The 14,142-nt window shown below is 62.6% G+C and carries 8 protein-coding genes; 2 read left to right on the forward strand and 6 right to left on the reverse strand.

What is annotated here, in order from left to right; genetic code table 11:
• Positions 1-30: 30 nt before the first annotated feature.
• The 6 genes from ACJRPG_RS21900 to ACJRPG_RS21925 form a co-directional block, all read right to left on the reverse strand.
• On the reverse strand, positions 31-1,056 hold the full coding sequence (locus ACJRPG_RS21900) for a glucokinase (protein ID WP_408002222.1): 1,026 nt from the start codon (positions 1,054-1,056) through the stop codon (positions 31-33).
• Positions 1,057-1,256: 200 nt separating this feature from the next.
• Positions 1,257-2,216, reverse strand: a complete 960-nt coding sequence (locus tag ACJRPG_RS21905) for a VTT domain-containing protein (RefSeq protein ID WP_408002223.1) — start codon at positions 2,214-2,216, stop codon at positions 1,257-1,259.
• A gap of 30 nt (positions 2,217-2,246) precedes the next feature.
• Complete coding sequence (locus ACJRPG_RS21910; RefSeq protein WP_408002224.1) at positions 2,247-3,929, reverse strand: ABC transporter ATP-binding protein; 1,683 nt, start codon at positions 3,927-3,929, stop codon at positions 2,247-2,249.
• Position 3,930: 1 nt separating this feature from the next.
• Positions 3,931-5,040: an ABC transporter permease gene (locus tag ACJRPG_RS21915; protein ID WP_408002225.1), complete on the reverse strand. Its 1,110-nt coding sequence runs from the start codon at positions 5,038-5,040 to the stop codon at positions 3,931-3,933.
• Between the two features lie 9 nt (positions 5,041-5,049).
• Positions 5,050-5,988 (reverse strand): ABC transporter permease, encoded by a 939-nt coding sequence (locus ACJRPG_RS21920; protein ID WP_408002226.1) that lies wholly within the window; start codon positions 5,986-5,988, stop codon positions 5,050-5,052.
• Between the two features lie 3 nt (positions 5,989-5,991).
• On the reverse strand, positions 5,992-7,773 hold the full coding sequence (locus tag ACJRPG_RS21925; protein ID WP_408002227.1) for an ABC transporter substrate-binding protein: 1,782 nt from the start codon (positions 7,771-7,773) through the stop codon (positions 5,992-5,994).
• A 414-nt stretch (positions 7,774-8,187) separates the two neighbouring features.
• Here ACJRPG_RS21925 and ACJRPG_RS21930 point away from each other — a divergent pair, with 414 nt between their 5' ends.
• Both ACJRPG_RS21930 and ACJRPG_RS21935 read left to right on the forward strand, forming a co-directional pair.
• Positions 8,188-10,974 carry a TonB-dependent receptor gene (locus tag ACJRPG_RS21930; protein ID WP_408002228.1) on the forward strand — a complete coding sequence of 929 codons (2,787 nt, stop codon included), beginning with the start codon at positions 8,188-8,190 and terminating at the stop codon, positions 10,972-10,974.
• A gap of 374 nt (positions 10,975-11,348) precedes the next feature.
• Positions 11,349-14,135, forward strand: a complete 2,787-nt coding sequence (locus ACJRPG_RS21935) for a TonB-dependent receptor (RefSeq protein ID WP_408002229.1) — start codon at positions 11,349-11,351, stop codon at positions 14,133-14,135.
• The last annotated feature ends 7 nt before the right edge of the window (positions 14,136-14,142 follow it).

Raw genomic sequence — 14,142 nt, forward strand, 5'->3', positions numbered from 1 at the left:
CGCAATTCGCGGGTAACAGTCTGTGTCGGCTCAGGCGGCGGCGAGGCGTTCGGCCAGGATGGCGGACACGCCGACGAAGGCAGGATAATCGGCCGTGATGACAAAGGTTGGAATCGCCGACAGGTAGTTGCGGAAACGGCCCTTGGCCTCGAAACGGGCGCGGAAACCCGATTTATCGAAGCGCTCACCCAGGCGCGGCACGATGCCGCCGCCGATGAAGATGCCGCCCTGCGCCCCCAGGGTCACGCCCAGGTTGCCCGCAATGGTGCCCAGCATGCAGCAGAAGCTCTCGATGGCTTCGTCGCACAGCGGGCACTCGCCGGCCAGGGCGCGGCGCGCGATTTCCGCGGCATTCAGGGCTTCGGCCGGCTGCTTGCGGTAGTCGGCCAGCGCGCGGTACAGCAGCTCGATGCCCGCGCCGGACATCAGGCGCTCGGCCGACACGTGCTCGAATTCGCGCCAGGCAAACTGCAGGATCGCCACTTCCACCTCGTTCACGGGGGAGAAGCTGACGTGGCCGCCTTCACTCAGCAGCGCGGTCCAGCTGTCCTGCGAAGGAATCAGGCCGGAGACGCCCAGGCCGGTGCCTGCGCCAACGAGGCCAAGCGGCGTACCCGGCACCGAAGCGCCGCCGCCCACTTTGCGCTTCTGCGCATCGGACAGCAGGGGCAGCGAGCGCGCCAGCGCGGTAAAGTCGTTCGCCACCACCAGCACATCGAAGCCGCACTCCTGGCGCAGCGCCTCGATCGAGAACTCCCAATGGTGATTGGTCATTTTGACGAAGTCGCCGGTGATCGGATTCGCGATCGCAATGGCGCCATGGCGCACCTGGCCGCCCACTACAGCAGCTACATCCGGCAGCGCCAGATAGGCGCGCAGGGCGTCGGCGATGGTGGGATAGCTGGCGCAGCCCAGTACCTGGATCTGGCTGATCTGGCCGGGACCGGTTTCCAGCGCAAAGCGCGCATTGGTGCCGCCCACATCCGCAAGTAGACGAGCGCCGCCGGCATAGGCGGACGAAGGGCTTTTCACTGCGGAATCGGTATAGGCGTTCATGGACGGCGACGAAATAGTTGAGGCCTAATGCTAAAGATTTCTTGGCTTCTACGCAAGAGTTCTTTGTAGTTTTAGTACAGCCGACTACAAAATGCCACAGAAAATTGCAATATGAAAAATCACTACAGTAGTCTCACTACTAATTTCCTTAAAAATGGGGACAGACCCGGATTTCCAAAATCCGGGTCTGTCCCCATTTTCTAGGAAACTTTTGCGGTGTCGGGGTCGGAGTCGGAGGTGAGGGGCTCGGCGCGGAAGGCCAGGTTCCAGGCGTCCAGGCCGCCATGCAGGGGGCGGGCCAGCTTGTAGCCGTGGGCGTGCAGCTGCTTGGCAACGTTGGCCGCCGTGACGTCGTTCGGGCAGCTGCAGTAGACGATGATGTGGCGGTTCTTCGGCAGGGCCGATACCACGCCCAGCGGATCGCCATTCACCAGCAAGGCGCCGGGAATTGCCGGTTCCAGCATCTGCGCGGTAGTGCTGCGGGCGTCGACCATGACCGGGTCGTGCCCTTCGTCCAGCAGCTCGCGCAGCTGGTCGATGCTGATGCGCTCGGTCTGCATGGCTTTCTGGAAGCGTTTGCGCTCCACATACTTATAGAGGATGAACAGCACCAGCAAGCTGCCCAGCACCATCAGCGCCGTTGAACCCATGGTTTCGAGGATGCCCAGCACCTGGTCCACGTCGCTGTGGAAGTAGGCGCCGATCGAGATGCCCGTCAGGCTCCACAGCAGGCCGCCCAGCACGCTGAAGCTGAGGAAGGTCGGGATGCCCGTGCCCAGCGCGCCCGCCATCGGCGGCGCAATCGTGTTGAAACCGGGGATGAACTTGGCCACGATCATCGATTTCGGGCCCCATTTGCGGAAATTGTCTTCCGTCTGGCTGACGCAGTAGTCGGGCGACAGCGAAATCCGGCACAGCAGCTTGAGGATGCGTTTGCCGTAATGGCGGCCGGCGCGGAACCAGAAGAAGTCGCTGATCATGCAGGCCAGCAAGGCCACCGCCAAGACGCCGGGCAGCGGCGTGCCGCCATCCATGGCGAGCGCGCCGGCGACGATCAGCACCGGGTAAGCCGGAATCGGCAGGCCCATCTGTTCAACCAGCACGACGACGAACACGATCAGTACACCGTATTCCTGCAGAAGTGAAATCAAGTTCGCCATAATGTTTCTATCTTAGCGCAATTCCCGCCCTCAGGAGCGGCCGCGCGGAATCGCTCCCAGCAGGCTGCGCGTATAGGGATGGACGGGATTGCGGTAGAGGTCGTCGGAATTGGCGATTTCCACCACTTCCCCCTTGTTCATCACCATCACCTGGTCCGAGATGTATTTCACCACCGAGAGGTCGTGCGAGATGAAGATGTAGGACAGGCCGTATTCGTCCTGCAGGTCCTGCAGCAGGTTCAGCACCTGGGCCTGCACCGACACGTCCAGCGCCGATACCGACTCGTCGCACACCAGGATTTCCGGCTTCATGGTCAGGCAGCGCGCGATCGCAATGCGCTGCCGCTGGCCGCCGGAGAACTCGTGCGGATAGCGGTGATAGGCGTGCGCCGGCAGCCCCACCCTTTGCAGCAGCTGCAGCGCCATCTCCGTGCGCTCCCTGTCATTGGCGCCGATCTTGTGCAGGCGCATCGGCTCAAGCAGGATCTGGCCCACCGTGAAGCGCGGGTTCAGCGAAGCATAAGGGTTCTGGAAAATGATCTGGATGCGGCGCTTGTAGGCCATGTACTCCTTCTCGGGCATGGAGATCAGGTCCTTGCCTTCGAAGATGGCGCGGCCGCCCGTGGCCTGGTGCAGGCGCAGCAGGGTCAGGCCCACCGTCGTCTTGCCGGAACCGGATTCGCCCACCACCCCCAGCGTCTTGCCGCGCGGGAGCTTGAAGGACACGCCTTTCACCGCCTTGAATTCGCGCTTGCCGAACAGGCCTTCGCGCAGCCAGAAGCTTTTCTGCAGGTCCTGCACATCGAGCACGATATCGTCGTCCGGCCTGAAGCCGCGTTCGCGCTGCGGCACCGAAACATCCGGCCCCGCCTTGCCGTCCATATAGTCGTTGATGACCGGCAGGCGCCATGGCCGCGCGTCCAGCGAAGGACGGCAGTGCAGCAGCGCGCGCGTATAGCTGTCGCGCGGATTGCCGAAGATCTGCTGCGTGATCCCGGTCTCGCGCACTTCCCCATGGCGCATCACGATCACCTCATCCGCGATCTCGCCCACCAGCCCCAGGTCGTGCGTGATGAACAGCACGGACATCTGGTGCTTCTTCTGCAGGCCCGCGATCAGTTCCATGATCTGCTTCTGGATCGTGACATCCAGTGCGGTGGTCGGCTCGTCCGCAATCAGCAGTTTGGGTTCGCAGGCAATCGCCATTGCGATCATCACGCGCTGCTGCTGGCCGCCGGACATCTGGCTCGGGTATGCATCGATCTTGCCGGCCGGGTCGGGGATGCCCACTTCTTCCAGCAGCGCCAGCGTACGCGCCCTCGCCTGCTTTCCGCTCATGCCCATATGCTGGCGCAGCACTTCGCCGATCTGGTAGCCCACCGTGAACACGGGGTTCAGCGAGGACATCGGCTCCTGGAAGATCATCGAGATGTCCTTGCCGCACATGGCGCGCCGTTCGCGCGTGGACAGGTGCAGCACTTCCTTCCCGTCGAACAGCACGCTGCTGGCAGGATCGATGAGCGTCGTCTGCTCCGGCAGCAGGCCCATGACGGCCAGCGAACTGACGGACTTGCCGCTGCCCGATTCCCCCACCAGCGCCACCGTCGCATTGCGCGGCACGCTGAAGGAGATGCCTTTCACGGCTTCGAAGGTGTTCTTCTTGTCGATGCGGAAGCTGATGCGCAGGTTGCGCACGTCGAGGAGTTTGTCCATATCACTTCACTTTCGGGTCGAGCGCATCGCGCAGTGCATCGGTAAACAGCGAGAAGGCTGTTACCAGCACCGCCATTGCGACGGCAGCCGCCGTCAGTTGCCACCATTTGCCCAGTATCAGTTCGTTCTGCGCCTCGTTCAGCATCGAGCCCCAGCTCACCACGCCCACCGGCACGCCGAAGCCGAGGAAGCTCAGGATCACTTCGGCCTTGATGAAGCCCACCACCAGGATCGACAGCTGCACCAGCGCCACATGGCTTACGTTGGGGAAGATATGCGAGAACATCTTGCGCCAGTTCGATGCGCCGATCGCGTCGGCCGCCATCACGTACTCGCGCGCCTTGTGCTTGATGTATTCGGCGCGGATCAGGCGGTACGGGCCGGTCCAGCCGGTGAGGCCGAGGATCAGCACAATCGTCAGCACGCCCTTCTGCTGCAGCACCGCAGCCACGGTGAGGATCATCAGGATCGATGGAATCGAGGTGAAGATGCTGTAGAACCAGTTGAAGAAGTCGTCCACCACGCCGCCGTAGAAGCCGGAGAAAGCGCCGAACAGGGTGCCCAGCGCCACCGCCAGCGTGGCCGCCACCAGGCCCACGATGATGGAGGTTTCCGCGCCCTTGATGGTTTTCTTGATGACGTCGTGTCCCCACTTGTCTGCGCCGAACGGCAGCGTGGGCTGGCGCTCGATATGGGCCTGGCGCTCGGTCTTCGCCAGGCTGGCGCGCAGCTCCTTCATTTCCTTTTCCAGGGGATCGGCCACGCCGTACATATCGACATCCTGCGTATGGCTGCCTTCCGTTTCGGTCTTGAGCTGGCGGATATCCTCTGCCAGCGGGTCGAAGGGGTTGTCCGGCAGGGCCGCCTGTTTCGCGGAAGGCGTGGCGCCGAAGCCCATCTCGCCGTCCGCCTGCGCCCCGATGAACGAAGGCGGCGCGTAGTTGACGCCGACTTCATCCTCCCAGTCCGCCACAATCAGGCCGCTGGCCGACAGCACCAGCATCAGCAGGAAAGCGCCAACCACGGCCAGCGCCGCCATCGCAAGGCGGTCGGCACGCAGGCGCTTCCATGCGAGCGCCCACAGGCCGGGAGATGATTGAGTATCGTGCATGGACATTCCTTACTTCAGTTGTACGCGCGGATCGACCGCCTGGTACATCAGGTCAGTGAGCAGGTTGAAGAGCATGGTGGCGGCGGCAACGTAGACGGTGATGGCCTTGATCACGGGGAAATCGCTGCGCTCCACCGCCAGGATCACTTCGCGCCCGATGCCGGGAATGCCGAAGAAGCGCTCCAGCAGGAAAGCGCCGATCAGCAGCGCCGGCAGGTTGGCCATCACATGCGTGATGATGGGAATCGATGCATTGCGCAGCACGTGCACCCACATCACCCGGCGTTCGCTCAGGCCTTTGGCGCGCGCCGTGCGCACATAGTCCTGATTCGCCTCATCCAGCACGAAGGTGCGGTACAGGCGCAATGTAGGCGCAATCGATACCGCAAGGCCGATCAGGATAGGCAGCGTGGAGTAGCGCAGCAGGTTCTCGGCGAAGTTTTCGCCCCAGCCCTGCACCGGGAACAGGCCCAGTTTGTAGGCCAGCCCGTACTGGAACACGATGATGTAGACCAGGATGGAGATCGACATGCCTACCGTGCACGCGACCATCACGGCGCGGTCGGTCAGCGAGCCGCGCACGAAGGCAATCGCCAGCGCCAGCGCGATGCCGAAGAAGGTTTCGAGCACGGTCAGCGGCACCAGCACCGTCAGCGACGGCCCGAGGCGGGTGGTGATGATGTTCGACACCGTCTCGCCGGTGGCCCAGCTCTGGCCGAAGTCGAAGGTGACGATCTGCTTGAGGAAGATCCCCAGCTGCACGTAATAAGGCTGGTCGATGCCGAGCTGCTTGCGGATGTTGGCGATGCTTTCGGCATTCGACATCTTGCCCGCCAAAATATAGGCCGGATCGCCGCCCACCCAATTGAACAGCACGAACACGAGCAGCACGACGCCCAGCATGGTGGGCAGCATCTGCCACAGGCGGCGCAATATAAAGGCGAGCATTGTCTAGTTTTCCTTGCTGCGGTCGATGTCGATATACGCCCACTCCTGGTGCAGGATGGGGTGCTTCTTGTAGCCCAGTACCGCGGGCTGGGCCAGCATATTGCGGTAGCGCGCATAGCCCATCATGCCGCCGCCGTAGACTTCGATGATGCGCGCCATCCTGCGGTACAGGGCATCGCGCGCGGGGCCGGCCGGCATGGCGCGCGCCTGCTCATAGAGCTTGTCGTATTCGGCGTTCTCAAAGCAGCCATTGTTGTTCTGGTTGATGTTGCGGCCGTAGAACAGCTGCATGAAGTTGTCGCCGTCCGGGAAGTCGGCAATCCACTGGAAGTTGCGCGACTGGAGCTTGCACTCCTTTTCCGCCTTCAGGATGTCGGTGAAGATCAGGCGGTCGTTCTCCATGCGGATGCCGAGCGCGTTATACGTCTTGCGCCACACTTCAGCCAGCAGCACGCCGCTTGCCTCGTTGCGCGAGGTATAGCGGATCACCAGCGGCCTGCCGTCCGGGAGCGTACGCCAGCCGTCGGCGCCCTTGCGGTAGCCGAACTTGTCGAGCAGCTTGTTGGCCAGCACGGGATCGTACTGCAGCGTGCTGCGGTAGTTGTCGTCGTGCCCCACGGCGCCCGGCGGCACCGGGAAGCCAAGGCGCAGCGCCTGGCCGTTCCACACCAGGCGGATTTCCTCGTCCACGTTATGCGCCATCATGATGGCGCGGCGCAGCGCGATCTTCTCCTTGCTGTAGCCGCCGACCACGGGATCGCGCGCGTTCAGGTAGTAATACGTCAGCTCGGGATCGATCTGGCGCGAAAGCTGGATGCCGCGCGCCTTCAGCTCCGGCCGCAGTTCGCCGTCCAGCATCGCTTTCGGCGCCAGCGGTCCATCCAGCCAGAACAGGTCGGTGCCGCCGCTGGTGAAGGACAGCCAGCGCGACTGGTCTTCCAGCAGGACGGTGATTTCGATACGGTCGATCTGGGGAATCGACTTGCCCTTCATCTGCTGCACGATGCGCTGGTCTTCCGGATCGCTGCCGGCCTTGAAGTCCCATACCTCGGGCGGCCGGCCGGGATTTTTCTCCAGCACGATCTTGCTGCCCCGCGTCCACGCGCCCAGCTTGTAATAGCCGGTGCCGACCGGGTGGGATTGCACCTCGCCCTTGAAATCGCCGTAGGCCTTCACCACTTCGCGCGCCACGGCCGCCGTGGGTTCGTGCGCGAAAATCATGCCCAGGTTGAAGTCGGTCTGCGTGAGGTGGATGCGCAGCGTGTAAGGGTCAGGCAGCTCCAGTCCGGCCACCGGCTTGTCGTAGTCGAACTTGCCGGTCTTCTTCGCTTCCGCCGCCAGAGCGTCGAGACCGTCCACCTTACCTTCCAGCAACCAGGTATGGGGCGAAGCCAGCTGGGGGTCGAACAGGCGCTTCCAGGAATAGACGAAATCCGCCATCGTCAGTTCGCGCGGCTTGCCGCCAAAGGCGGGGTCCGGCGTGAAGCGCAGGCCGCGCTTGAGGCGGATCGTGTAGGTCTTGCCATCGGCCGACACCTCGGGCAGCGCGGCCGCGGCGGCCGGCGCCAGCTGTACCGGCCGTGCCAGGTAGTCGTAGGTATACAGGGTGTCGAAGATGGCCTGCGTAATGTGGCCGGTGTACAGGTCGCGCGAAACCGCAGGATCCAGGCTGGTTTCGGCGGCCGGCAGAATATAGCGCAGGGTCTTCAGCGGCTCGGCCGCCTGGGCCAGCGCTGCACAGGCCAGGACCGGCAGCGCCAGCGCGTAATACCACTTTGTTTTCATTCCGGGGCCTTATCGCAGCGGCGGCAAAAACCGTAACGATAGCGCAAATTTCGCTCGATCAACAGCGCCGATTTAGGCCGGCAATAAGCTAAAAACATACTATCAAAACAATAAGTTATTGAGGTGTGTAGCGAAAAAGTCACACATTCTCACCTTGGCGATCATCGTGGTAACGAAATGTAACTTCACGTAATTGCGCGTGGATAGCCGAAATTCGGCCCAGTTGCCGCTAAAGACGTGCAAACATCTGCCAGATTTCATCATTTCCGTGATTGAGCCGGACCAGCCCTTCATTGACGTGAGTGGATGCGCGGTGTTCTGATCCATGGTTGAGAAAAACTGAAACGTTTTTCTCAACGTGAACAGAGAAGAGAAGTTCGCTGTTACCCCGTTGAACAAAATCTGGAGGTTTGAATGATTGAGAAAATGATGGCACGCTCCATCCGCCTGGTATGCGCAGGCGGCGTGGCGGCTGGCATGGGCCTGGCCGCTACCGCTGCCATGGCGCAGGATGCCAATATCCAACGCGTGGAGATTACCGGTTCCAGCATCAAGCGTGCGACGGCGGAAACCGCGTCGCCCGTGACCGTGATCGGCCGCGACGAACTGCTGCGCTCCGGCAAGGGCACGGTTGCCGAATATCTGCAAACCCTGACCGTGGACGGCGCGGGCTCCCTGCCGACCGGCTTCGGTAACGGCTTTGCGGCCGGCTCCACCGCGATCTCGCTGCGTGGCCTGGGCGCGACCTCTACCCTGGTGCTGCTGAATGGCCGCCGCATGGCGCCTTTCGCCCGCGCTGACGACGGCCAGAAGAGCTTCACCGACCTGTCGACCGTGCCAATGCAGATCGTCGAGCGCATCGAGATCCTGAAGGACGGCGCCTCCTCGACCTACGGTGCCGATGCGATCGCCGGCGTGGTCAACATCATCCTGCGCAAGGACTTCACCGGCCTCACCGTGCGCGGCGATACCGGCTGGTCGCGCTATGACGACGGCAAGCAGAACAAGGCTTCGATCACCTACGGCCAGGGCGACCTGGAGAACGACAAGTACAACTGGGTGGTCAATGCCGAGTACTTCCAGTCCGACAGCCTGAAGAACAAGGACCGCGCCGGCCGCGGCGCCATCGGTTCCGGCGACCTGCGTCCTTACGGCTTTGCTGTAGGCACCCAGTTCGCACAGGGCTATATCCTGGGCAACAACAACGTCAGCCCATCGCTTACCGGCCTGATCCGTAATCCAGTGACCCTGGACTACGTCAGCCTGCCAGGCTGCTCGACCCTGAGCGAGACGAAGAACCAGACCGGCGCCAACGGCGGCTGCCTGAGCTACGCCGACCAGTGGCGTGATATGCAGCCCGAGATCGAGTCGCTGAACCTGTACACCCGCGGCACCTGGCAAGTCAACGATGACATGCAAGCCTACGCGGAAGCCGGCTTCTCGAAGCGCGACACCTCGTTCATGATGACCCCGGCAAGCCTGACCCCGACCGTGGCCTTCCCGCGCAACGCGCAGTCGCCACTGGGCTTCATCAACTACGGCAACCTGAACCTGATGGCCGCCAGCCACCCGCAGAACCCGTTCGGCGCACCGGCGCGTATCCGCTACCTGGCGGGCGACGTCGGTCCTAGCACGCGTTCCGCGAACAATGAGTTCTCGCGCTTCGTGGTGGGCGTCAAAGGTTCGGCCATGGGCTGGGATTACGATGCAGGCGTGACGTACTCCAAGTCCAAGCTGCACCTGGACTACAGCAACATGATCAACATGAAAGTCATGCAGGCTGCCCTGAGCGACCCGACGTCGAAGTACTTCCCGTACTACATCGGCGCGGAAGCCAGCAAGAACCCGGCTTCGCTGTACGCGGCCATGGTGACCAATGCGACGTCCGACTCGACCACCGAACTGAAAGTGGTGGACGTGAAGGCTTCGCGTGAGCTGTTCGCTCTGCCGGGCGGCAACATGGGCCTGGCAATCGGCGCCGAGCACCGCCAGGAGAAAGTGGACAATCCATCGCTGTCGGGCTCCATCGACGGTTCGATCAACTCCAACTACGTGGCCGCATTCGGCGACAGCAAAGTCTCCGCAGTCTACGCCGAGATCCTGGCGCCAGTCGTGAAGAATGTTGAACTGTCCGCTGCCGTTCGTTACGACAAATACGACAACTTCAACTCGACCACCCCGAAAGCCGGCATCAAGTGGACCCCGCTGAAGAGCTTTGCTCTGCGCGGCACCTACACCGAAGGCTTCCGTGCACCTGGCGCAGCTGAAGGCAGCTCCGCATCGCAATCGACCGGCAACTCCTCCGTGCAGGATCCGATCCGTTGCCCAGGCGGCAAACCTGCTGCCGGCGGCGCAACCCAGACCGACTGCTCGATCAGCATCTCCGCTGTGAAGGTCGGCGACGCCAGCCTGCAACCGGAAACGTCCAAGGGCTACACCCTGGGCATGGTGTGGGATCCGTTCGAAGGCACCAGCCTGGCGCTGGACGGCTGGAAGATCAAGCGCAGCAACGAGATCAACCCGCTGCCATACGCACAGGCCGCTGCCCTGCCAACCGCACTGCGTAACGACAACAACCTGGTTGTAAACGGCGTGGTGATCCCGAACTCGGGCACCCTGATCATGAGCCAGGCTCCGTACCGCAACTCGAGCTTCACCGAAGTCAGCGGTGTTGACCTGGACATCAAGCAGCGCCTGCGTCTGGGCGCCTATGGCCGTGCAACCCTGGGCCTGATGATCACCCACGTCGCTTCCTGGGCCCGCCACGAAGACGCAACCCATGTGTACCAGTACGCTGGCACCCATGGCAACTGCGATACTTCGAACTGCGCAGGCACGCCGAAGAACAAGATCAACGCGACCGCCTCCTGGGATATCGGCGCGTGGAATCTGGGCGCGAACGTGAACTACCGCGATTCGATGAAGAACATCAACTGGGAAGGCCAGCCTTGCGCTTCCAAGCTGGCCAACGGCGCCAACGGCACCAAGGACTGCATGATCGCATCGTTCACCACCCTGGACATGTCCGCACGCTGGAACTTCAGCAAGCAGCTGACCCTGACCGCGTCGATCACCAACGTGACCGACAAGGTTGCTCCGCTGGATCCGCTGACCTACGGCGGCCTGAGCTACAACCCGATGGATGCTTCCGGCGCAATTGGCCGTTACTTCAAACTGGGTGCTAGCTACAAGTTCTTCTAAGCTGTTAATAAAGCAATTGCGACTCAGCGGCCCTTCGGGGCCGCTTTTTTATTGCCCGGCTGCGCAATGCAGGGCCCTTTTCGGGCCGAACTGTCGCATAAAAATCACAGTTGCACCGAAATTTCTTGCATTTATTCTGATTTTTCCAGCGAAACACGTTAGCGACAGTTGGGCAGCTTTTAGCATCAACTTGACGTTTTTTAATAATTCATTAGTAAATAATGCGTTGTATTTTTACGAAATTTGCATGATTTTTCTTGCAATTGATTAAAAATCGTGCATTGACACCTTCCCAAGCCAGGTGGTCTGATAGCGCCCGGTCGAGAAAAAGCCTCGCCCACTTCCGCATAATAACTTGGTATTGGAACAACAAAATGATGCAAGAAACCGTCATCTCGCGCGCCGTGCGCGTGATGTGCGCTGGCGGCCTGGCCGTCGGCATGCAAGCCGCGTTCGCGCAAAGCGCGCCTGAAGCGCCGATCCAGCGCGTGGAGATCACCGGCTCGTCCCTGAAACGTGTCGATTCCGAGACTGCGCTGCCGGTGCAGACCATCAGCAAGGCCGACATCGCCAAGATCGGCGCCACCAGCACGCAGGAACTGCTGGGCACCATCTCCGCCCTGTCCACCGCCGGCGCCACCAACAACTCCACCGGCGCAGGCTCTTCGACCTATGGCCTGTCCTCCATCTCGCTGCGCGGCCTGGGCGGCGAACGCACCCTGGTGCTGGTGAACGGACGCCGCCTGGCGGCCTTCGCCGGCGGCGGCGGCGCCACCGTCAACGTCAACGTGATTCCGCTGGCCGCCATCGAGCGCGTGGAAGTGCTGAAAGACGGCGCCTCCGGCGTCTACGGCTCGGATGCCGTGGCCGGCGTGGTCAACTTCATCCTGTCCAAGTCCTTCCAGGGCATCGAAGTGCAGGCCGGCGGCGGCGTGCCGACCCATTCGGGCGGCGGCCAGAACCAGAAATACTCCGTGACCGCAGGCTTCGGCGACCTCGATACCGACCGCTACTCGATCGTGCTGTCCGCCTCCGCCGAGCGCGAACGCGCGCTGTTCGCGTCCGAGCGCGGCTTCGCCGCCACCGGCAACAAGCCGCCTTACTACACCTCGGGCGCCACCGGCCAGGGCAATATCGAAGGCGCCGTGGTGCCGGGCACCAACCCGCTGCAGACCGTGGGCACCTTCAACCCGACCTCGCCGCTGTACGGCAATCCGCTGGCCGCTGCCGGCAACTGCAGCCAGATCCAGATGGTCGCCGGCGAGAGCAAGACTTCGCTGGGCGCGCCGGTCTGCGTGTTCGACAGCGCCGCCTTCGTGGGCCTGACGCCGAAGCGCGAGCTGAACAACTTCACCGCCAACGGCACCTTCAAGATCAACGACCAGCATGAGCTGTTCGCCGATGTGCTGTATTCCGAGTCCACCGTGACCCAGAGCTTCCAGGGCAGCCCGGTACGCGCCAGCTTCCTGGAAACCGATGCGGAATTCGGCAAACAGGGCGTGACCCCGGCCCTGCTGCTCTACCCGAGCAACCCGGCCTACCAGAACATCGCCGTGCCTTACCTGCAGTCCATGGGCTTCAACAGCCTGATCGGCCAGCCCCTCTCCATCACCAGCCGCGTCTTCGACTACGGCAACCGCGTGAGCGAAGACAAGGCCAAGCAGTCGCGCGTGGTGCTGGGCGCCAAGGGCGTGGTGGCAGGCCAGGACTATGAAGTGGCCCTGACCCACAACCAGAGCAAGATCGACGGCACCGTGCCGGGCGGCTACTTCTCGCAGGTGGCCTACGCACGCATCATCAACGATTCGTCCAACAACTGGAACCCGTGGGCGGCAGGCGGCGTGCAGACCGGCGCCCTGGCGGAGAAGCTGAAGGCGGCCCAGTACACCGGCGGCACCCTGGCCGGCAAGTCCACCAGCACCTCCTTCGACGGCAAGATCACCGGCGAACTGCCGCAGATCGCCGGCATCACCGCGCAGTACGCGGCGGGCCTGCAGTCGCGCATCGAGAAGCTGGAAACCAATCCTTCGCCGGCGCTGGAAGCGGGCGATATCGCCGGCCTGGGCGGCAGCGTGCCGCCGGTGGACCGCGAGCGCAAGATCAACTCGGCCTTTGCGGAAACCAATGTGCCGCTGCTGAAGAACCTGGATATCGGCGCCGCCGTGCGTTACGACCACTACGACGACGTGGGCCCGTCCACCAACTACAAGGCCAATGTGCGCTGGCAGCCTGTGAAGCAGGTGCTGCTGCGCGCTTCCGCCGGTTCCGGCTTCCGCGCGCCGACGCTGACCGACCTGTGGCAGCCGCAGACGCTGGCCTCGTCCGAGACCTTCAACGATCCGAAGACCAACCAGACCCAGATCCAGGTCAACGCCCTGTCCGGCGGCAATCCGGACCTGAAGCCGGAGGAGTCGCGCCAGAAGTCGGTAGGCCTGGTGCTGGTGCCGTTCAATAACTTCACCGTGGGCATCGACTGGTTCAAGATCAATGTCTCGAACATCCTGTCGACGCCGTCGGCCCAGGAAGTGGTGTCGCGCTTCCGCGCCGGCGATCCTTCCTACGCCAATATGGTGACGCTGAACCCGGCCGGCGAAATCGCTTCGATCAAAACCCTGCTGACGAACAGCGGCGACGCCATCGTCAAGGGCTTCGATGTGTTCGCGAACTACCGCCAGAACACGGCCTACGGCCGCTTCGACGTGAACCTGAACGGCACCTACATGGACCAGTTCGACCAGACCAGCCCTGGCGGCGATATGTCGCATAAGGTCGGCACGCTGGTGGATGCCGCCGGCAACCCGGTGCTGGGCGCGCAGAACGGCGGCGTGGTACTGCGCTGGAAGCACACCCTGTCCACCAACTGGAGCAAGGACAAGTGGACCGCGACGGTGATCCAGAACTACAGCTCGCGCTACGAGACCGGCCACCGCTTCGTGGATGACGAACGCAACTTCGTCGGCGCCCAGGCGACCTATGACCTGAACGTAAGCTACAAGCCGATCAAGCCGCTGACCCTGAGCGCAGGCGTACGCAACCTGTTCGACAAGCAGCCAAGCACCTTCGTGCCGGTGTCCAACCAGTTCCAGTCTGGCTACGACATCAACCAGTACGATCCGCGCGGCCGCTTCCTGTACGTGAACGCCAGCTACCGCTTCATGTAATCTGGCT

Origin of the sequence: Pseudoduganella rhizocola, assembly GCF_045984285.3 — a bacterium.
Taxonomy (GTDB): Bacteria; Pseudomonadota; Gammaproteobacteria; order Burkholderiales; family Burkholderiaceae_D; genus Rugamonas.

Excerpts from the sequence above, each read along its gene's own strand:
- ACJRPG_RS21900 (WP_408002222.1), bottom strand. The coding sequence starts at position 1,056 with ATGAACGCCTATACCGATTCCGCAGTGAAAAGCCCTTCGTCCGCCTAT.
- ACJRPG_RS21905 (WP_408002223.1), bottom strand. The coding sequence starts at position 2,216 with ATGGCGAACTTGATTTCACTTCTGCAGGAATACGGTGTACTGATCGTG.
- ACJRPG_RS21910 (WP_408002224.1), bottom strand. The coding sequence starts at position 3,929 with ATGGACAAACTCCTCGACGTGCGCAACCTGCGCATCAGCTTCCGCATC.
- ACJRPG_RS21915 (WP_408002225.1), bottom strand. The coding sequence starts at position 5,040 with ATGCACGATACTCAATCATCTCCCGGCCTGTGGGCGCTCGCATGGAAG.
- ACJRPG_RS21920 (WP_408002226.1), bottom strand. The coding sequence starts at position 5,988 with ATGCTCGCCTTTATATTGCGCCGCCTGTGGCAGATGCTGCCCACCATG.
- ACJRPG_RS21925 (WP_408002227.1), bottom strand. The coding sequence starts at position 7,773 with ATGAAAACAAAGTGGTATTACGCGCTGGCGCTGCCGGTCCTGGCCTGT.
- ACJRPG_RS21930 (WP_408002228.1), top strand. The coding sequence starts at position 8,188 with ATGATTGAGAAAATGATGGCACGCTCCATCCGCCTGGTATGCGCAGGC.
- ACJRPG_RS21935 (WP_408002229.1), top strand. The coding sequence starts at position 11,349 with ATGATGCAAGAAACCGTCATCTCGCGCGCCGTGCGCGTGATGTGCGCT.